This is a genomic window from Paraburkholderia sp. RL17-380-BIE-A, assembly GCF_046028085.1.
GTDB lineage: Bacteria > Pseudomonadota > Gammaproteobacteria > Burkholderiales > Burkholderiaceae > Paraburkholderia.
The window spans coordinates 1-18,000 of sequence record NZ_JARESQ010000014.1 but is presented as its reverse complement, the minus strand read 5'-3'; the positions used below and the strand labels follow the sequence as shown (position 1 = coordinate 18,000).

Sequence of the window (18,000 nt, the reverse complement as noted above, 5' to 3'; positions counted from 1 at the left end):
CTGAGAGCTTACTATACGCGCGGCGCTTGGAAAACAGTTATGCGAATTTAATCGTGCACTCCTTGCCCAGCAAGGCTCTACGGGCAATAAACGGTTATTCAGCCGACGAATAAAAGATTAGTGGAAGCGCTTTCCCAAGTGGAGAGCCAAGGTACTTCATACCGACTCAATTAACAACTTATAGGTATTTCCTGCATGTCGTTTCAGCCCTGAAACGTTTTTGTTCAAATTCTCAAACATTGCTTCGCGCTTTTGCTTCACCTCCTGATGCACCAATGGATTGCGAGTGATGGCACACGTTTCGCTAAATGCCGTGCACCAAGGAGACACATCATGCGACTTGTTTTCCGCATCGATCTCACCCCCGTTACACCCCGCGCGGCCGATGGCGCTTCAATCGCGCTGACCACGGTCCTGTTTGGCGCCCATGCGCAGGACGCGGAACCGGCCCAATCCGCCCATGCCGGCGCGGCCGCTTCCTCCGAGGCCACGATCACGCGAGCCGGCTCCTCCGATGCGAGGGCGCGCACCGCCGCCGCCTTTCGTCAGGTCGCGAACTCGCTCAGTATTCCGGCCGATGCTGCATCCATGAACGATTTTTCGCTCGACGACCGGATGCTTTCGCGGCCACGCGGCAGCGCCGTCGGCATGGTGATGGTGGCCGCCACGCCACAGTTCATGCGCGACAACAGTGGCGGCTGCAGCAACGTGACACTGTGGGACGAGATCGCCCCGCCCTCGCCGTTACCCATCCCTATCGACGCGGCACGCGCGGCCCAAGGCAACATCGGCACTTACCAAAGAAAGTAGCCCGAACAAATTAGCGATGCAAACAGGGCTGGCGGCGCAGCGAACACACCGCAACCGGCACGGCAACGCCCGCGAATCTTTGCCGCTGGCTCGCCACCCGCCTCGGCGGCATGGCCTTGCGCGTCAGGTAGAATCGGTCCGGTTACGTTCCCCTTTCCATTCGATGACGACGCTCACCCTGATCGTCGCTCGCGCCAATAACGGCGTGATCGGCCGCGACAACCAGTTGCCCTGGCGACTCCCCGAAGACCTCGCGTTCTTCAAGCGCACCACCATGGGCGCGCCCATCATCATGGGCCGCAAAACGCACGAGTCGATTGGCCGGCCTTTGCCCGGACGCCGCAACATTGTAGTGACGCGGGATGCCGCGCGGCGCTTCCAGGGTTGCGACGCGGCCACGACGCTCGAAGAGGCGCTCAAGCTCGCCGCTCAGGATCAGGCGCCCGAAGCGTTTCTGATCGGCGGCGCGCAGTTGTATGAGGAAGGGTTGCGGCAGGCGGACAAGCTCATCGTCACCGAGATTTCCGCCGACTTCGAAGGCGACGCCACCTTCCCCGAACTCGACGAAACCGAGTGGGAAGAAGTCGCGCACGAAACACACCGCGCGCATGCGCCGAACGACTTCGACTACGCGTTCGTGACGTACCGGCGCAAAGGCGTCTGAGGCCGGACCGCTTCAGCGGTAATCGTGCCCGCTCGAAGCAGACAGTGGCCGCCGAACTGATATAAAAAAACGCCACGCAATGACCTCGCGTGGCGTTTTCTCATCGACCGACGAACCGGCGGCCGCCGGCTCGCGGCAAAATTTTACTGCCCGGCGATCGTCATGCGCTCGATCAGCACCGAGCCGGTTTTCTTGGTGCCGCGCGTGATCGTATCCGCGCCGATCGCCACGATGTGGTGGAACATCTCCTGCAGCGTGCTCGCCACCGTGATTTCCTCGACCGGATACTGGATCTTGCCGTTCTCGACCCAGAAGCCCGACGCGCCGCGCGAGTAATCACCCGTCACGTAGTTCACGCCCTGCCCCATCAGTTCGGTCAACAGCAGGCCGGTGCCGAGCTTGCGCAACATTTCTTCGAAGTCGTCCTCGGGGCGTGTGTTGGAGCTCAGCAGCGACAGGTTGTGCGAGCCGCCCGCGTTACCGGTGGTCTGCATGCCGAGCTTGCGCGCCGAGTACGTGGACAGGAAATAACCTTCCACCACGCCGTCTTTCACCACCGACCGCTTTTTGGTGCGCACGCCTTCTTCGTCGAACGGCGCGCTGCCCATGGCACGCGCGATATGTGGGTCTTCGAGCACCTGCACGTGCGGCGCGAACACCGGCTTGCCGAGGCTGTCGACGAGGAACGAGGTCTTGCGATACAGCGCGCCGCCGCTCGTGGCTTGCACGAACGCGCCGAGCAGGCCCGCGGCGAGGGGCGCTTCGAACAACACCGGCACCTTGCGCGTATCCAGGCCGCGCGCGCCGATGCGCGCGAGCGCGCGTTGCGCCGCGTAACGGCCCACGGCTTCGGGATCGGCCAGTTCTTCGGCGCTGCGGGTCGACGTGTACCAGTCGTCGCGCTGCATGTTGCGGCCGCTGCCTGCAATCGGCGCGCACGCGATGTAGTGGCGCGAGTACGGATAACCGGCCAGGAAGCCGCGCGAGGTGGCCAGCACGAACTGCGAGTGCTGTGCCGAGACACTCGCGCCTTCCGAATTCTTGATCTGTGGATCGGTGGCGAACGCGGCGTCTTCCGAGCGGCGGGCAATTTCCACCGCTTCATCCGCGGACAGATTCCACGGGTGATAGAGATCGAGATCGCGCGGCGCCGTTTCCAGCAATTCGGCTTCGGCGAGACCCGCGCAGTCGTCTTCGGCCGTGAAGCGCGCGATGTTGTAGGCGGCCGCGACCGTGTCCTTCAAAGCCTGCGACGAAAAGTCCGAAGTGCTCGCGTTGCCGCGCTTGTTGCCGATGAACACCGTCACGCCGACCATCTTGTCGCGGTTGTGCTCGATCGTCTCGACTTCGCCGCGCCGCACGGAGACGGACAGGCCGTCGCCTTCGGAAATCTCGGTCGCCGCATCGGTACCGCCGAGCGACTTCGCGTGACGAAGGATGTCCGAGGCGATTTCCTTCAGCTCATCCTGGGTATGCGGAAAAAAGCGCTGCTTGACGTCCATGTCTGCTGCCATTGTCGTTGCCGTCCTGTTCGGGGCCGAGCGGCCCTGGGTGTGTTCGCTATGTTCGCACCGGTTACGCACATGCCTCACGCATGCGCGCGCCCGTGTCGGGTTATGCATCCCGCGATCATAGCAAGGTACGCGACGCCGTACCTGGCATTCGCAGCGCCTCGCCGTGCGCAGCATTGCGATCGCTTCGCAAGGCGTAATGCCTCGCGCGCGGCAGCACGGCGGGTGAGCGGGCGCGGCACGCTACAATATCGGTATGACACGCAAAACCCGCATCCAACCGATCGAATCCGCCGAGCCGGAAGTCGACGAAAACGGCTACGACCGTCCCAGCAAGTCTCAGCTCAAGCGCGAAATGCACGAGCTGCAGGAACTGGGCGCGGCGCTGATCGCGCTGCCCAAAGACGCGCTCAAACGCATGCCGATGCCCGAGAAGCTCGACGACGCCGTGCGTGAAGCGCGCCGCATCACCGATCACGAAGGCAAGCGCCGCCAGGTGCAGTACGTCGGCCGCGTGATGCGCTCGCTGCTGGACGACGAAACCGCCGCGCTGCGCACCGCGCTCGACACCTATAACGGAGTCAACAAGGCGGAAACGGCCAAACTCCACTGGATCGAGCGCACCCGCGAAAAACTGCTCGCCGACGACGCCGCGCTGACCGATTTCATCCGCCAGCACCCGAACGCCGACCCGCAGCAGGGGCGCACGCTGATCCGCAACGCACGCAAGGAAGCGCAGCAGAGCAAGCCGCCGCGCTACTTCCGCGAACTGTTCCAGTGGATCAAGAACGCGGACGGCCCGTCCGCGCAGACCGATTCCGACGCCGACGACGCCCTGGACGACGATGACGATGACGACCGCGACGCATGATCACGCAGGCAGGCCGGCACGCAATCACCCCGACGAGATCCTGATCGGCCTCGTGTCGATCAGCGACCGCGCCTCCACCGGCGTGTACGAGGATAAAGGGCTTCCGGCCTTGCAGGAATGGCTCGGCGCGGCCCTCACCTCACCGTGGCAAGTGGTCACCCGTCTGATTCAGGACGATGCGCCGACCATTTCCGCCACGCTGACCGAACTGGTCGACGAGGTCGGCTGCGATCTGGTGCTGACCACCGGCGGCACCGGCCCGTCACGCCGCGACGTGACGCCCGAGGCGACGCTTGCGGTCGCAACGAAGGAGATGCCGGGTTTCGGCGAGCAGATGCGGCAGATCAGCCTGAATTTCGTGCCGACCGCGATTCTGTCGCGCCAGGTCGCCGTGATCCGCGAAACGGCGGAGCACGCAGCGCTGATCATCAATCTGCCGGGGCAGCCGAAGTCGATCAAGGAAACGCTGGAAGGTTTGCGCGACGCCGAAGCGGGCGGCGCAGTGAAGGTGCCGGGCATTTTCGCCGCGGTGCCGTACTGTATCGATCTGATCGGCGGGCCTTATGTGGAAACCAACGCCGACGTGGTGAAGGCATTTCGGCCGAAGAACGCGCAGCGCGCGCCCAAGTCTGCATAGTTTGGAATCACGGCGCGGATTGGCCGCTGTGATTTGGCCGTCTGGCTTCGATCCGGGGCTTCGGTTTTGAGTCGCGCTCTGGCGCAGGGAACTGGCAGGCGCCAGTCAGCCGCGACCAGCGAGGTGCGCCCAGCCGGAAGGCGGCGCCGCGCCGGGCAGCCACCGGCGCGTTACGCGTCGAAGCAGATCAGCCCCGTTATTCCGCGCCGCCGGCGGCGTCCGGCGCCGACGGGATCAGGAAGTGCTCGCGGTAGTACTTCAGTTCGTCGATCGACTCGTGGATATCGGCCAGCGCCGTGTGCATCGCGCGCTTCTGGAAACCCTTGTAGATGGCCGGCTGCCAGCGGCGGCACAGCTCCTTCAACGTGCTGACGTCGAGATTGCGGTAATGGAAGAAGCGCTCCAGGTCCGGCATCCAGCGCGCCATGAAGCGGCGGTCCTGGCAGATCGAGTTGCCGCACATCGGCGATTTGCCGGGCGGCACGAAGACGCTCAGGAAATCGCGAATTTGCTCGGTGGCGTCGGCCTCGCTCACCGTGGACGCCTTCACCCGGTCGATCAGCCCCGAACGGCCATGGGTGTTCTGATTCCACTGATCCATTTTGGCGAGCGTCTCGTCGCTCTGGTGAATCGCCAGAACCGGACCTTCGACGAGGCGGTCGAGCGTCGAATTCGTCACCACCACCGCGATTTCGATGATGCGGTCGGAATCGGGTTCGAGCCCGGTCATTTCCATGTCCAGCCAGACGAGATTCATGTCGCTGCGCACGAGCGGCGGCTGTTCGGTGGATGCGAGGATGTCAGTCATGAAGGCAACCTTGATGGCCGGGCAAACGGCTTGTCAGCAAGCCCGCCTGCCGCGGCGATTGTTCGTTTGAGATTGGATTAGGCTGGTGCGAGCCGGTTTGGACTCACCTTCCCGCCGCGAGGCAGGAAGAAACATATAATTCTCGCATAGATACCACGGAATCCCCGGATGCCTACCCTGTACTTCACCGTTCTGTTCGTCGTCGCCGTCGTGGCGATGGTCGGCACCAAACTGTGGCTCGCGTCGCGGCAGATCCGCTTCGTGGCCCAACATCGCGAGCAGGTGCCGAGCCAGTTCGCCGGCACCATCGCGCTCACCGCGCACCAGCGCGCCGCCGACTACACCGTTGAGCGCACGCGTCTGACCATGATCGAGATCGTCGTCAGCGCGGCCGTGTTGATCGGCCTTACGCTGCTCGGTGGCGTGCAGGCGCTCGATCTGGGCATTTCCGACTGGCTCGGCCGCGGATACATCGGGCAAATCGCGCTGGTCGCCGCGGTGATCGCGATCACCAGCGTGGTCGACCTGCCGTTCGACTACTACCGGCAGTTCGTGGTGGAACAGCGCTTCGGCTTCAACCGCATGAGCCGCGGCATTTTCTTCGTCGACCGCATGAAGGGCGTGTTGCTCGGCGCCGCGTTCGGCCTGCCGTTACTGTTCGTCGTGCTGTGGCTGATGAACCAGGCCGGCAGCCTCTGGTGGCTGTGGACATGGGTCGTGTGGGTCGCCTTCCAGATGCTCGTGTTGGTGCTGTATCCGTCGTTTATCGCGCCGCTCTTCAACAAGTTCGAGCCGCTCAAGGACGAAGCGCTGAAAAGCCGCATCGAAGCGCTGATGCAACGCTGCGGCTTTGCCGCCAAGGGTCTTTTCGTGATGGACGGCAGCCGCCGTTCGGCACACGGCAACGCCTATTTCACCGGCTTCGGCGCCGCCAAGCGAATCGTGTTCTTCGACACGTTGCTCGCGCGCCTGTCGGGCAGCGAGATCGAAGCCGTGCTCGCGCATGAGCTCGGCCACTTCAAACGCCGTCATGTGATCAAGCGCATGCTCGTTACATTCGCGATCAGTCTCGTCATGCTCGCCCTGCTCGGCTGGCTCATGCAGTGCGTCTGGTTCTATGAAGGGCTGGGCGTGCGGCCGTCGCTGGTCGGCGGCAATAGCGGCCTCGCGCTGGTGTTGTTCTTCCTCGCGCTACCGGTGTTCCTGTTCTTCGTCACGCCGCTCGGCAGCCTCAGTTCGCGCAAGCATGAGTTCGAAGCCGACGCGTTCGCCGCGACGCAGACCGACGCGCAAGATCTCGTCAACGCGCTCGTCAAGCTGTACGAGGACAATGCGTCGACCCTGACGCCCGATCCGCTCTACACCGCGTTCTACTACTCGCATCCGCCGGCGTCGCAGCGGATCGACCGCCTGCTGCGGCACGCATGAGCGGCCGCTCCCCGAAAGCGCCGCGCGCGCCGTCCAGCGCGCGTGCAGGCGGCCTCGTGGTGGCCGCGCATGGCCGCCACTATCTCGTCGCACCGGACGACGGCGGCGCCATGCTCCAATGCTTCCCGCGCGGCAAGCGCAGCGAGGTGGCGGTCGGCGATCACGTGATTTACGAGCTGGCTTCGGCGGATCAAGGCGTGATCGTCGAGATCGGCGAACGGCGCAATCTGCTGTACCGGTCGGATCAGTACAAGTCGAAGCTGTTCGCGGCCAACCTCGACCAGTTGCTGATCGTGCTCGCCACTGAACCGCACTTCAGCGAAGACCTGCTCGGCCGCGCGCTCGTCGCGGCCGAGGCGAACGAACTGACGCCGTTGATCGTACTGAACAAGACCGACGTGACCGGTGCGCTCGAAGGCGCGCGCAAACGGCTCGAGCCGTATCGCGCGTTGGGTTATACGGTCGTGGAAGTGTCGATCAAGACTCAGCCCGAGGCCGCACGTGCCGCGTTGATCGAACATCTGCATGGTCATTCGACGCTGCTGCTCGGCCAGTCGGGCATGGGCAAATCCACACTCGTCAATCTGCTGATTCCCGATGCCGAAGTCGCCACGCGCGAAATTTCTACGGCGCTCAATAGCGGGCGCCATACGACGACTTTCACGCGTCTCTATCCGCTGCCGGACAGTGCGGACGGCATAGGCGGTTCGTTGATCGACTCACCGGGCTTCCAGGAGTTCGGCCTGCATCATCTGACCGAGGGCCGGCTCGAGCGCGCGTTTCCCGAGTTCAGGCCGTTGCTGCCGAACTGCCGCTTCTACAACTGCCATCACTTGCATGAGCCCGGTTGCGCGATCCTCGAAGCGGTCGCGGACGGCCGCATCCGCCCCGAACGGCATGCGCTGTATGCGCAACTCGTGCACGAAGCCAGCCAGATCGTGCGCTGACATGAAACTGATGCGCGCGCCGAATCTGATCATCGGGCAGCACTGGGTCAATGTGCTGGCCACCGCGGGCATTGCTTGCGAGTTACACAACCGTTATCTGAACGGCGCGCTCGGCGATATTCCGGCGGATCAGTGCTCGCCGGAGCTTTGGCTCGTCGACGAACGTGATGAGGCGATGGCGCGAAGGTTGATCGATGCAGCCTCGCACGGGCCGGCGGCGGGAACGCCCGGCTGGCGGTGTCGGCACTGTGGTGAAACGCTCGAGGCGCAGTTTACGGTGTGCTGGCAGTGCGGGACGGCGCGCGATCCGCGGGATGGGTGATTCCGCACGAGATCGGTGTCAGCTTATTTCAGGGCGCTTATTTCAGGGCGAGATGCAGGCATAAAAAAACCGGACGTTGTCCGGTTTTTTTATGCCAATCAAGATCAGCTAAGCGACTTTAAGCCAGCCACACTGCAATCGTCAGCATCAACAGCAGAATCATCCACAGCACCACCGCGCGCCACACCAACCCCACAGCCGATTGCAGCGTGCGCGGCGTGCAGTCGTCGCCGACCTGCATCGGGCCGCCGTCGCCGGTGGCTAATGCGTCGAGACTCGACGGCTCGGCAAGCGGCCCGCTCAAACGTGCGCCCAATGCACCGCTGCCCGCGGCCAGCAACACGCCGTCGTTCGCATCCGGCCACTGGCGCGCATGATTGCGCCATGCATAAATCGCGTCTTCGAAATTGCCGACAATCGCAAAGCCCAGCGACGTCAGCCGCGCCGGCACCCAGTCGATCACGAAGAAGGCGCGCTGTGCGAAGCTCGAAAACGCAACCGTGCGATCGTCGACCGGACGTGCCCACGTGCGCGCCAGATACTCGGCAATCCGATATAGCACCGCGCCCGCCGGGCCGACCGGAATCAGAAACCAGAAGAACACGCCGAACACATGCCGATGCGAAGCGACCACCGCATGAATCAGCGTATGACGCACGATTTCGCTGACGGGCATATCGACGGTATCGAGCCCGGTCCATTCGTTCAGGATTTCACGCGCGTGCGGTACGTCGTCGTTATTCAACGCGAGGTGGATGTCCGTGAAGTAATGGCTGAACTGGCGAAAGCCGAGCGTGAAGTACAGCACCGCGACGTTCCACAGGAACGCCAGTGCGAAATGGATGTGATACAGCACGTAGTAGACGAGCGCCACGGCCAACGTCCAGGGCACCACCACCACGAGCCAGGCGAGCAAGCCATGCTTCGGCTTGCCGGCATCGAATCCGTGCGCCGCCGATTCCGCATGGTATTGAAGCAACGCGGACACCGGATTATTCGGTGAAAGCGCACGCACCTGTTCAATGATCAGAGCCAGCAATACAGAGAAAAAAGTCATGCGATGCGCCGTGCTTTTCGAGTTTTACGATTGTTTTATAACGATAGCACAGGGTCGGATGCGACTGAGCGCAGTCGTTGACAAACACCCAACAACTGCACAGTCCCGTGCGGTTTACGCCGCGAGGAAGCGATAGAAGTTGCGCAGCATCGCCGCCGTTGCGCCCCAGATGAAGTAGTGACCACCGAGCTCGCTTCCGCTCTCCGCAGCCTGCGCTTCGGCCGACGCGGCACGCGGATACGGCATGGCGAAGAAGCGCCGCTCACCGCCCTCGTAGCGAAACACGCGCTCTTCGTGATGGGCGGGGTTCATGAGAAAGGCGAGTGGCACTTCGAAGACTTCGGCCACTTCGAGCGCGTCCGCTTTCACTGTGAACGGCGGATGCACGAGGCCGATTACCGGCGTCACGCGAAAACCAGTGCCCGTCAGGTAGTCCGGCAAGGCGCCGAGAATCTCCACACGCGAGGGCGCAAGACCCACCTCTTCCTGTGCCTCACGCAGCGCGGTGGCGGTGGCGTCGGCATCGAAGGGTTCGTGACGGCCACCGGGAAAGCTCACCTGCCCCGCATGATCGTTCAGATGGTCGGCGCGCTGGGTCAGCAGCACGGTCAGGCCGCGCTCGCGCACCACCAGCGGCACCAGCACCGCGGCAACTCGCGGATCGGCATGCGTATCGCGCCACGGCGCTTCGACGATAGGTTCGGGAGTCCAGGCAAGGCGCTGCTCGAAGCGTGCGCGCAGGCCGTCAGGCGTGAGACGGTCGCCGGCCACCGGCGGCAGATCGGCGCCCGTCGCTTCGACAGGCAGAGTTTCAGGCTCAAAGACGGGGCGGATCAACGGGTCTCTCGAAATAGGCGGATAGGGGACATGCCGCTATTTTGACCTGGCAAACAAAAAAGCACCCGCGAGGGGTGCTTTTTCTTACAGCATTTACGCTTGGGAAGCAGCGCGGTCTTTCGAGACCAGCTTTTCCTTGATCCGGGCCGACTTGCCCGAACGGTCGCGCAGGTAGTACAGCTTCGCACGGCGCACGTCACCACGACGCTTGACGACGATGCTTGCCAGCAGCGGCGAGTACGTCTGGAACGTACGCTCGACGCCTTCGCCCGACGAAATCTTGCGGACGATGAACGACGAATTCAGACCACGGTTACGCTTGGCGATCACGACGCCTTCGTAAGCCTGAACACGCTTACGCGTACCTTCAACCACGTTCACGCTGACGATCACCGTATCGCCGGGAGCGAATTCGGGGATGGTCTTCTCGCCGAGGGCGCGCGCGATTTCTTCCTGCTCGAGTTTTGCAATCAGATTCATCACTGACTCCTAAGTCCATCTTGTCGGCGTTCGTACCTGCCTTGCACTAAGTTTCCTTATTGCGCTCGGCTACGGCCCCGATAGAGGATGGGTTCACATCAGGCGCCGTGCACGCATGCGCGGCGCCGCCTGGTGTCCGCTTGAAAGACCCAAGGCTTTACGCCTTCGACTCTTCCTTCGCGAGACTCGCAAGCCATGCCTCATCGGCACGGCTCAACATCTTGTTCTTTCTGGCCTTCACGATCAGATCCGGTCGTTTGTTCAACGTGTTGCGCAAGGCTTCACGCCGACGCCATGCTTCGATCTCCGCATGATGGCCGCCGAGCAGCACATCGGGCACACGCACGCCGTCGTATTCCTCAGGGCGCGTGTAATGCGGGCAATCCAGCAGCACGTCGACAAAACTATCCTGCACCGCAGACTGCGAGTCGTTGAGCACGCCGGGCAACTGACGCACCACGGCATCCATCAACGCCATGGCCGGCAATTCTCCGCCAGACAGCACGAAGTCGCCAAGGCTGACTTCTTCGTCGACGACACGGTCGAGCAAACGCTGGTCGATCGCTTCATAGCGCCCGCACAACAGGATCAAGCCGGGTTCGGCCGCGAACTGCATGACACGGTCGTGATTCAGCGTGGCGCCTTGCGGCGACATCATCACGACGCGCGACGCGCCGATACCCTGCTCCGCCTGCGCCGCTTTCGCCGCGCCGATTGCATCTTCCAGCGGCTTGGCCAGCATGACCATGCCGGGTCCGCCGCCGTACGGGCGATCGTCGATTGTGCGGTAGTTGTCGGTCGTGAAATCGCGTGGATTCCACGTACGCAAACCGTAGCGCTCCTGTTTCGCCGCGCGACTGGTGATACCCCAGTCGGTCAGCGCACGAAACATGTCAGGAAAGAGCGTGACGACATCGAACTGCATCGCTCTCTCCATTCAGCGAATGATTTAATAATCGGCTTCCCAGTCGACAGTGATCTGCTTCGCCGCCTGGTCCACCGTTTTGACAAAGACGCCGACGAACGGGATCAAACGCTCGCCGGTGACCGGCTTGCCGCTTTTGTCGGTAGCCGGATATTCGATACGCATCACCGAGTGCGCACCGTTGTCGATCATGTCTGCAACCTTGCCGAGATTGACCCCGGCAACATTCACCACATCCAGGCCGAGCAGGTCGACCCAGTAGAATTCGTCGACTTCGAGAGCCGGAAACTCGCTGCGGCTGATATAGACGCGGGAGCCGCGCAGTGCCAGCGCCACGTCGCGATCAGTGACGCCGCCCAGATGGGCCACCACACTGTCGCTATGCGTTTTCGCTTGCAACGACGGCGCCGATTTGCGCTCCTGGCCTTTGAGCAGCCACCAGCGCTTCGCGCTCAGCAAAGCGTCGCCGCCATGTCCGGCATCCGCATGCGCGGCTACCTTGACCCAGCCTTTGAGGCCGTAAGCGTCGACGATTGCACCGACCTCGACCGCATCGGCCGGCCAGCTTTCCACCGTTTCCATGCGCATTTCTGCTGCACCGGAACCGGCGTTTGCAACATTGGCTTTCGCCTTGCCCTCGGCTTTTTCGACCGGCTTACGGACGAATGCACCGAACGGCGCCTGATCAGACGTCTTCGCGCGCGGGGCTACTGCCTTGGCGCTACCTGAACTGCCGGAATCACGCTCAGACATAAGAGAACCTCACTGCCAGCTTCGACGCCTGCTTCAGCAAAACAACTCGCGCATCGGACTGCTCATTGGGCCGCTCACGCAAACCGCGAGAGCCGCCGGACGAACCGACGACGATACGCAGGCTAGCTACCATTAAGCAGCCGGCTGCGCCTTTGCAGCTTCCTTCACGAGACGCTCGACGGTCGGCGACAGTTGTGCGCCAACGCCTTGCCAGTACGTCAGGCGGTCTTGAGCGATACGCAGCGACTCACCCTTCGTAGCGACCGGGTTGTAGAAGCCAACGCGCTCGATGAAGCGGCCGTCACGACGGTTACGCGAATCGGTTGCGACGATGTTGTAGAACGGGCGCTTCTTGGAGCCGCCACGAGCCAAGCGGATGATGACCATACTAGAATCCTTGAAAACCGGGGTTCGGAACGACTGAAACACGCGATTATAGCGGGAAACCGACGCCATAACAAACACTTACCGGGATAAACTGAGCAACGGGGTTGCGTCGGCCTGACAGGCGGGGACCTCGCACCACGCCGAAACGCCCGAATTACCTGACGGAGCGCCCTTGAAACTCCTGCCACCCATTGTGTTTTTGCGCGATTTTCTTGGCACCGTTGCGCGACTTGCCGGCTCGGCGCGCATTCTGCGAAGCAGGACCCTGAACACGGGCGCGGCCGTCTTGCTCGCCGCGACTGCCCTGCCGGCGCTCGCCGCACTGCCGGTGGAGCGGATCAAACTACCGCCGGGCTTTCGCATCGAAGTCTTGTCGGACGCCGTGCCGAGCGCGCGAGCCATGGCGCTCTCGCCGAAGGGCATTCTTTATATAGGCAGTCTGGACGGCCACGTCTACGCGCTCGAATTGCAAAATGGGCAGGTGACAGCCGGCCACGTGCTCGCTTCCGGGCTGGAAACGCCGGCGGGCGTGGCATGGCGCGATGGCGCGCTCTATGTTTCGGCGGTATCGAAAATTGTTCGCTTCGATGCGATCGACACGCACCTGAACGATCCCCCCAAGCCTGCCGTCGTGATCGACACCCTGCCCACGGAGACGCACCATGGCTGGAAATTCATCGCTTTCGGCCCGGACGGCAAGCTATATGTGCCGCAAGGCGCGCCCTGCAACGTCTGCCTGAAAGACCGCGACCGTTTCGGCCTGATCGGCCGCATGAACCCGGACGGCAGCCACTATGAAGTCGTGGCACGCGGCATCCGCAATTCGGTCGGTTTCGCGTGGCATCCGGTGACGCATGAACTGTGGTTCACCGACAACGGCCGCGACCTGCTGGGCGACGACGTCCCGGACGACAAGCTCAACCGCGCGCCGCGCGCCGGGATGGATTTCGGTTTTCCCTACTGCCACGGCGGCAACACGCCCGATCCCGAGTTCGGCAAGGACCATCCGTGCAGCGGGTTCACGCCGCCGACGGTCAAACTCGGTGCGCACGTCGCCGCGCTCGGCATGCGCTTTTACAGCGGCTCGATGTTCCCACCCGCTTACCGGAATACCATTTTTGTCGCCGAGCACGGCTCGTGGAATCGCAGCAAGAAGGTTGGCTATCGCGTCGTGCATGTCGTCACGGACCCGGATGGCGGCAACGCCCGCCAGGAAGTCTTTGCGGAAGGCTGGCTGCAACCCGGCGAGGCCGTATGGGGCCGTCCCGCCGACGTGTTGCCCCTACCCGACGGTTCACTCCTGATCAGCGACGACTACGCCGGAGCGGTTTACCGCGTCACTTACTCCGCGCCGTAACAAGCCGTCAGTGACATTCAGCCGCAGCGCGCCCGAAGCGCCGCCGCCCTTCCGAACCAGTTGCCCGCCCCGCGGATGCAACCGTACCAACTGCGGCGTTTATCGCAAAGCCGCCTGACTGCCGCGCCGCCCGCCACGTGACCGGCGCCGTGTGGCGGGCGTAGAATGCGCGTCGGTCCGCGCGAGCCGCGCGCCGCTCCTTTCGACCGCCTGTCACCCTGACCTCGCCTACATGTCCACCCTTGCCTCGACTTCCCCGCGTTTCAGATCCAAGACAATTACCGCCGCACTGGCGTTCTTCTTCGGTTGCCTCGGCGCTCATCGCTTCTATCTGTATGGCACGCGCGACATCTACGGCTGGGCGCACGTGATCGGTACGCTGATCGGCATTCCAGGCGCCATGCTGGTGGTGGCCAGCGAACGGGCTTCCATGCTCGGCTGGGTGTTGGCGTTTCCTGGTGCGGTTTCGCTGCTCGCCGCGTTTCTCGCTGCGATCGTCTACGGGCTGCGTCCGGACGAAAAGTGGGACGCGCAATTCAACGCCCAGACCCAACGCAAGAGCCGCTCTGGCTGGACAGTCATCTTCGTCGTCATTTTTTCACTGTTGATCGGCGCCTTCCTGCTGATGACGGGGCTCGCCATCTCGTTCCAGACCTACTTTGAAGGTCAGGTGCAGGCGGCCAAAGCACTCTCGCAGTGATCCGTCTCACGCAGCGTTAAAAAAGATCCAGTTGAGGATCGTCGCGCACCGATTCATGGGCACGCGGCGCTTCCGTCCGGCGAAAGTGCGACATATCCAGAATGCCGCGATCACGCTGGTTCAAGCCGAGACGGCGCACCGCTTTCTGGAATCGCTGCTTGAGCAGGTCGGCCCACAAGCCTTCTCCCTTCATTCGCGTGGAGAAGCACGAGTCGTAGTCTTTCCCACCCCGCATGTCCCGCACGCGGCCCATGACCCGCTCGGCGCGATCGGGAAAATGCGCCGCGAGCCAGTCCTTGAATAGCGGCGCGACTTCCCACGGCAGACGCAGCACGATGTAGCTCGCGTTGCTTGCGCCGGCCTCCGCACAGGCCTCCAGCACACGCTCCATGTCCGGTTCGGTGACGAACGGAATCACCGGTGCGATGCTGACGCCGACCGGAATGTTCGCCTCACTCAGCGTGCGAATGGTGCGCAGCCGCCGTGACGGCGTGGCCGCTCGCGGTTCGAGCGTGCGAGCGATCTCGGCGTCGAGCGTGGTGATGGTGATGGCCGCCATGAATTGCCCGCGCGCCGCCATAGGCGCTAGCAGATCGAGATCGCGTTCGATCAGCGACGACTTGGTGATCGCCGCGAACGGATGATGCCGCTCGCTGAGCACTTCAATCACACGGCGCGTGAGCCGCAAATCACGCTCGGCGGGCTGCCAGGCATCTGTATTGACGCCCAGCGCAATCGGCTCCGGCACATAGGTCTTCTTCGACAACTCCCGCTCGAGCAACTCCGGTGCGTTGACCTTGGCGTAGATCCGGCTTTCGAAGTCGAGGCCGGGGGACAGTCCCAAATAGCTGTGCGTGGGCCGCGCAAAACAATAAATGCAGCCGTGCTCACAGCCCCGATACGGGTTGAGCGACACGCCGAACGGAATGTCCGGCGATGCGTTGCGCGTAAGAATGGTCTTAGCCCGCTCTTCGAAGACTTGGGTGCGCAAGACCTTCGGCTCGTCATCGCCTTCCGCCGCTGACAGCCAGCCGTCGTCCACTGCTTCGCGCTGGTCGACTTCGTAGCGGCCTTGCAGGTTCGTCACCGCGCCGCGGCCCTTGCGAGGCGCGGGCGGCGCGATCGGAAATTCGTTGACGGGTTCGGAGTCGGAGTCGGTCACGGCTAGAAAACGCAAAGCACAAACGGCGTAAAATACCTGTACAAATATACAGTGTTTACGCCGTTTGTCGAGCCCCGTCTTGCGCTTGCCGTGCTGTTTAATCCCCGACTGCGATTGTCAGCGTTTCCTTGATCTCCTCCATCACCACGTAGCTTTTCGACTGCACCGCGCCGGGCAGTTGCAGCAGGATGTCGCCGAGCAGCTTCCGGTAATCGGCCATTTCGCCGATGCGCGCCTTGATCAGATAGTCGAAGTCGCCCGACACGAGGTGGCACTCCAGCACTTCGGGAATCTTCTGCACCTCACGGCGGAACTGGTCGAACATGTTGCCGCTCTTGTGATCCAGCGTGATCTCGACGAACACCAGCAGCGCCGCGCCCAACTCCGCCGGGTTCACGCGCGCGTGGTAGCCGGTTATCACGCCGTCGCGCTCCATCCGCTTGACGCGCTCGATGCACGGCGTCACGGACAACCCAACCTGCTCAGCCAGGTCTTTCATGGCCATGCGGCCGTCCTGCTGCAAGAGCCGCAGGATCTTGTGATCGAGTTTGTCTAGAGCCCGGACCGGTTGGCGCTGTGTACGCATGATGTTTTTACTGAAAATCTTGAAAATACAATAACAAAACCTGCCTGACTGTTAATAGTATAGCGGTTAACACTGGGCGATCCGCGTTACACCTCGTTAATCGAACGAATTCCAACGACTCGACGAGCGCACCGCCCTCAGACCTCATCCGAATATCCTGGAGCATCTATGCGAGTCGTCGTTTTGGGCAGTGGCGTCGTCGGGGTGACGAGTGCGTATTACCTGGCGCGCGCCGGTCATGAAGTGACCGTTATCGATCGCGAGGCCGGCCCGGCGCTCGAAACCAGTTTCGCCAATGCCGGTCAGATCTCGCCGGGCTACGCGTCGCCTTGGGCCGCGCCCGGCGTGCCGCTGAAGGCCGTCAAATGGATGTTCCAGAAACACGCGCCGCTCGCGATCCGCCTCGACGGCACGCAATTCCAGTTGCAATGGATGTGGCAGATGCTGCAAAACTGCACGTCCTCGCGCTATGCGGTGAACAAGGGCCGCATGGTCCGCCTCGCCGAATACAGCCGCGATTGCCTGCAAGCGCTGCGCGCCGAAACCGGCATCCAGTACGAAGGCCGCACCGGCGGCACGCTGCAGGTGTTCCGCACGCAGCAGCAGTTCGACGGCGCCGCGAAAGACATCGCCGTGCTGCAGGAAGCCAACGTGCCGTATGAACTGCTCTCGCCGGCTGAACTCGCGCAAGCCGAACCGGCGCTCGCCGCGGTGTCCCACAAGCTGACCGGCGGTCTGCGCCTGCCGGGCGATGAAACCGGCGACTGCCAGATGTTCACCACGCGCCTCGCCGCGCTGGCCGAGCAACTGGGCGTCAAATTCCGCTACAACACGCCGATCGACGCGCTCGCCATGGCCGGCGACCGCATCGCCGGCGTGAAATGCGGCGAAGAACTCGTGCGTGCCGATTCGTTCGTCGTCGCATTGGGTTCGTATTCGACCCAGTTCCTGTCGGGTCTCGTCAAGATCCCGGTCTATCCGCTCAAGGGGTATTCGATTACCGCGCCGATCGTCAATGAAGCGTCGGCACCGGTGTCGACCGTGCTCGACGAAACCTACAAGATTGCGATCACGCGTTTCGACGACCGGATTCGCGTGGGCGGCATGGCTGAGATTGTCGGCTTCGATAAATCGCTGCGCCAGGCGCGTCGCGAAACGCTGGAACTGTGCGTGAACGACCTGTTCCCGGGCGGCGGCGATACGTCGAAAGCTACCTTCTGGACCGGTCTGCGCCCGATGACGCCGGACGGCACGCCGATCGTCGGCCGCACGCCGGTGGCGAATCTGTTCCTGAACACGGGCCACGGCACGCTGGGCTGGACGATGTCGTGCGGCTCAGGCCAACTGCTCGCCGACGTGATGTCGGGCAAGCAACCGGCCATCAAGGCAGACGACCTGTCGGTGCATCGCTATCTCGGCGAGATTGGCGGCGCGCATCGCCCGGCTTATGCCTGAGGTTTAACGACGCTTCGCGAGCGGTTGAGCTGGTGTGTAACTCACAAACCAGCGCGACGAAAACAAACGGCGCCTTTCGAGGCGCCGTTTGTTTTTTCAAGCGAGGTTTAAAAGCAGAAGCAGCGTCAGAACTGATCTTCCGACAGCGCCAGCACACTCTCCCCACCTTTCGCGCTGACAATCGACGCTTCAAGCGCCGACGCGAGCGTCAGCACATGCTCAGCGTAGAACTGCGCGGTCGCGATCTTCGCACCGTAAAACGAAGGATCTTCGTCACGCTTCCCGGCTGCCACGAGCAACGCA

21 protein-coding genes are annotated in these 18,000 nt (G+C 62.8%); 10 read left to right on the top strand and 11 right to left on the bottom strand.

Annotation, left to right across the window (positions count from 1 at the left end; translation table 11 throughout):
- The first annotated feature begins 333 nt into the window (after nt 1-333).
- Both P0D68_RS23195 and P0D68_RS23190 read left to right on the top strand, forming a co-directional pair.
- Nucleotides 334-810: a hypothetical protein gene (locus P0D68_RS23195; protein WP_408300240.1), complete on the top strand. Its 477-nt coding sequence runs from the start codon at nt 334-336 to the stop codon at nt 808-810.
- A gap of 163 nt (nt 811-973) precedes the next feature.
- Nucleotides 974-1,474, top strand: a complete 501-nt coding sequence (locus tag P0D68_RS23190; protein WP_091792491.1) for a dihydrofolate reductase — start codon at nt 974-976, stop codon at nt 1,472-1,474.
- Between the two features lie 143 nt (nt 1,475-1,617).
- Here the strand turns inward: P0D68_RS23190 and pmbA are convergent, their stop codons facing one another.
- Nucleotides 1,618-2,988 (bottom strand): metalloprotease PmbA, encoded by a 1,371-nt coding sequence (gene pmbA / locus P0D68_RS23185; RefSeq protein ID WP_091792490.1) that lies wholly within the window; start codon nt 2,986-2,988, stop codon nt 1,618-1,620.
- A gap of 253 nt (nt 2,989-3,241) precedes the next feature.
- Between pmbA and yjgA the strand changes: the two genes are divergently transcribed.
- Together yjgA and mog are read left to right on the top strand one after the other, a co-directional pair.
- Nucleotides 3,242-3,856, top strand: coding sequence for a ribosome biogenesis factor YjgA (yjgA, locus tag P0D68_RS23180; RefSeq protein ID WP_408300237.1), 615 nt, complete (start codon nt 3,242-3,244; stop codon nt 3,854-3,856).
- Nucleotides 3,837-4,493 (top strand): molybdopterin adenylyltransferase, encoded by a 657-nt coding sequence (mog, locus tag P0D68_RS23175; RefSeq protein ID WP_408186938.1) that lies wholly within the window; start codon nt 3,837-3,839, stop codon nt 4,491-4,493. The genes yjgA and mog overlap by 20 nt, the downstream gene beginning before the upstream one ends.
- Nucleotides 4,494-4,689: 196 nt before the next feature.
- On the opposite strand, the gene orn is transcribed toward mog, so the two are convergent.
- Nucleotides 4,690-5,301 (bottom strand): oligoribonuclease, encoded by a 612-nt coding sequence (gene orn / locus P0D68_RS23170; RefSeq protein ID WP_091792489.1) that lies wholly within the window; start codon nt 5,299-5,301, stop codon nt 4,690-4,692.
- Between the two features lie 168 nt (nt 5,302-5,469).
- On the opposite strand from orn, the gene P0D68_RS23165 reads away from it, so the two are divergent.
- From P0D68_RS23165 to P0D68_RS23155, 3 genes are read left to right on the top strand one after another with little or no spacing between them, the layout of a single operon-like run.
- Nucleotides 5,470-6,729, top strand: coding sequence for a M48 family metallopeptidase (locus P0D68_RS23165; protein ID WP_408186924.1), 1,260 nt, complete (start codon nt 5,470-5,472; stop codon nt 6,727-6,729).
- Nucleotides 6,726-7,676 (top strand): ribosome small subunit-dependent GTPase A, encoded by a 951-nt coding sequence (rsgA, locus tag P0D68_RS23160; protein WP_408300234.1) that lies wholly within the window; start codon nt 6,726-6,728, stop codon nt 7,674-7,676. Before P0D68_RS23165 ends, rsgA begins: the two co-directional genes overlap by 4 nt.
- A 1-nt stretch (nt 7,677) precedes the next feature.
- Nucleotides 7,678-7,998, top strand: coding sequence for a putative signal transducing protein (locus tag P0D68_RS23155; RefSeq protein ID WP_091792486.1), 321 nt, complete (start codon nt 7,678-7,680; stop codon nt 7,996-7,998).
- Nucleotides 7,999-8,116: 118 nt separating this feature from the next.
- On the opposite strand, the gene P0D68_RS23150 is transcribed toward P0D68_RS23155, so the two are convergent.
- From P0D68_RS23150 to rpsP, 6 genes are all read right to left on the bottom strand, one after another.
- Nucleotides 8,117-9,055: a CobD/CbiB family protein gene (locus P0D68_RS23150; protein ID WP_408186922.1), complete on the bottom strand. Its 939-nt coding sequence runs from the start codon at nt 9,053-9,055 to the stop codon at nt 8,117-8,119.
- Nucleotides 9,056-9,169: 114 nt separating this feature from the next.
- The gene (locus tag P0D68_RS23145) at nt 9,170-9,892 is read right to left on the bottom strand and encodes a CoA pyrophosphatase (RefSeq protein ID WP_091792484.1); all 723 of its coding nucleotides are present in this window, start codon (nt 9,890-9,892) and stop codon (nt 9,170-9,172) included.
- Nucleotides 9,893-9,985: 93 nt separating this feature from the next.
- Complete coding sequence (gene rplS / locus P0D68_RS23140; protein ID WP_020069334.1) at nt 9,986-10,372, bottom strand: 50S ribosomal protein L19; 387 nt, start codon at nt 10,370-10,372, stop codon at nt 9,986-9,988.
- 157 nt (nt 10,373-10,529) lie between these two features.
- Nucleotides 10,530-11,297: a tRNA (guanosine(37)-N1)-methyltransferase TrmD gene (gene trmD, locus P0D68_RS23135; RefSeq protein WP_408181087.1), complete on the bottom strand. Its 768-nt coding sequence runs from the start codon at nt 11,295-11,297 to the stop codon at nt 10,530-10,532.
- A gap of 24 nt (nt 11,298-11,321) precedes the next feature.
- Entirely contained in the window at nt 11,322-12,050 is a 729-nt protein-coding gene (gene rimM / locus P0D68_RS23130) for a ribosome maturation factor RimM (protein ID WP_408186921.1), read from the bottom strand.
- 132 nt (nt 12,051-12,182) lie between these two features.
- Nucleotides 12,183-12,437, bottom strand: a complete 255-nt coding sequence (gene rpsP / locus P0D68_RS23125) for a 30S ribosomal protein S16 (RefSeq protein ID WP_007180912.1) — start codon at nt 12,435-12,437, stop codon at nt 12,183-12,185.
- Nucleotides 12,438-12,609: 172 nt separating this feature from the next.
- Here rpsP and P0D68_RS23120 point away from each other — a divergent pair, with 172 nt between their 5' ends.
- Nucleotides 12,610-13,794 (top strand): PQQ-dependent sugar dehydrogenase, encoded by a 1,185-nt coding sequence (locus P0D68_RS23120; protein ID WP_408468757.1) that lies wholly within the window; start codon nt 12,610-12,612, stop codon nt 13,792-13,794.
- A gap of 232 nt (nt 13,795-14,026) precedes the next feature.
- A complete protein-coding gene (locus P0D68_RS23115) occupies nt 14,027-14,494 on the top strand; it encodes an NINE protein (RefSeq protein WP_408300229.1) in 468 nt (155 codons plus the stop codon).
- A gap of 16 nt (nt 14,495-14,510) precedes the next feature.
- Here P0D68_RS23115 and P0D68_RS23110 read toward each other — a convergent pair whose 3' ends face one another.
- Nucleotides 14,511-15,656, bottom strand: coding sequence for a PA0069 family radical SAM protein (locus P0D68_RS23110; RefSeq protein WP_408300227.1), 1,146 nt, complete (start codon nt 15,654-15,656; stop codon nt 14,511-14,513).
- Nucleotides 15,657-15,753: 97 nt separating this feature from the next.
- Nucleotides 15,754-16,242: an Lrp/AsnC ligand binding domain-containing protein gene (locus P0D68_RS23105; RefSeq protein ID WP_007180908.1), complete on the bottom strand. Its 489-nt coding sequence runs from the start codon at nt 16,240-16,242 to the stop codon at nt 15,754-15,756.
- Between the two features lie 168 nt (nt 16,243-16,410).
- Here P0D68_RS23105 and P0D68_RS23100 point away from each other — a divergent pair, with 168 nt between their 5' ends.
- Complete coding sequence (locus P0D68_RS23100) at nt 16,411-17,697, top strand: D-amino acid dehydrogenase (protein WP_408300225.1); 1,287 nt, start codon at nt 16,411-16,413, stop codon at nt 17,695-17,697.
- A gap of 125 nt (nt 17,698-17,822) precedes the next feature.
- On the opposite strand, the gene P0D68_RS23095 is transcribed toward P0D68_RS23100, so the two are convergent.
- Nucleotides 17,823-18,000 (bottom strand): acyl-CoA dehydrogenase C-terminal domain-containing protein (locus tag P0D68_RS23095; RefSeq protein ID WP_408300426.1); only part of this gene is annotated, 178 nt, incomplete at its 5' end.

Excerpts from the sequence above, each read along its gene's own strand:
- P0D68_RS23195 (WP_408300240.1), top strand. The coding sequence starts at position 334 with ATGCGACTTGTTTTCCGCATCGATCTCACCCCCGTTACACCCCGCGCG.
- rsgA (WP_408300234.1), top strand. The coding sequence starts at position 6,726 with ATGAGCGGCCGCTCCCCGAAAGCGCCGCGCGCGCCGTCCAGCGCGCGT.
- mog (WP_408186938.1), top strand. The coding sequence starts at position 3,837 with ATGACGACCGCGACGCATGATCACGCAGGCAGGCCGGCACGCAATCAC.
- trmD (WP_408181087.1), bottom strand. The coding sequence starts at position 11,297 with ATGCAGTTCGATGTCGTCACGCTCTTTCCTGACATGTTTCGTGCGCTG.
- P0D68_RS23190 (WP_091792491.1), top strand. The coding sequence starts at position 974 with ATGACGACGCTCACCCTGATCGTCGCTCGCGCCAATAACGGCGTGATC.
- P0D68_RS23165 (WP_408186924.1), top strand. The coding sequence starts at position 5,470 with ATGCCTACCCTGTACTTCACCGTTCTGTTCGTCGTCGCCGTCGTGGCG.
- P0D68_RS23105 (WP_007180908.1), bottom strand. The coding sequence starts at position 16,242 with ATGCGTACACAGCGCCAACCGGTCCGGGCTCTAGACAAACTCGATCAC.
- rplS (WP_020069334.1), bottom strand. The coding sequence starts at position 10,372 with ATGAATCTGATTGCAAAACTCGAGCAGGAAGAAATCGCGCGCGCCCTC.
- P0D68_RS23150 (WP_408186922.1), bottom strand. The coding sequence starts at position 9,055 with ATGACTTTTTTCTCTGTATTGCTGGCTCTGATCATTGAACAGGTGCGT.
- pmbA (WP_091792490.1), bottom strand. The coding sequence starts at position 2,988 with ATGGCAGCAGACATGGACGTCAAGCAGCGCTTTTTTCCGCATACCCAG.
- P0D68_RS23100 (WP_408300225.1), top strand. The coding sequence starts at position 16,411 with ATGCGAGTCGTCGTTTTGGGCAGTGGCGTCGTCGGGGTGACGAGTGCG.
- yjgA (WP_408300237.1), top strand. The coding sequence starts at position 3,242 with ATGACACGCAAAACCCGCATCCAACCGATCGAATCCGCCGAGCCGGAA.
- orn (WP_091792489.1), bottom strand. The coding sequence starts at position 5,301 with ATGACTGACATCCTCGCATCCACCGAACAGCCGCCGCTCGTGCGCAGC.
- P0D68_RS23155 (WP_091792486.1), top strand. The coding sequence starts at position 7,678 with ATGAAACTGATGCGCGCGCCGAATCTGATCATCGGGCAGCACTGGGTC.
- rpsP (WP_007180912.1), bottom strand. The coding sequence starts at position 12,437 with ATGGTCATCATCCGCTTGGCTCGTGGCGGCTCCAAGAAGCGCCCGTTC.
- P0D68_RS23115 (WP_408300229.1), top strand. The coding sequence starts at position 14,027 with ATGTCCACCCTTGCCTCGACTTCCCCGCGTTTCAGATCCAAGACAATT.
- rimM (WP_408186921.1), bottom strand. The coding sequence starts at position 12,050 with ATGTCTGAGCGTGATTCCGGCAGTTCAGGTAGCGCCAAGGCAGTAGCC.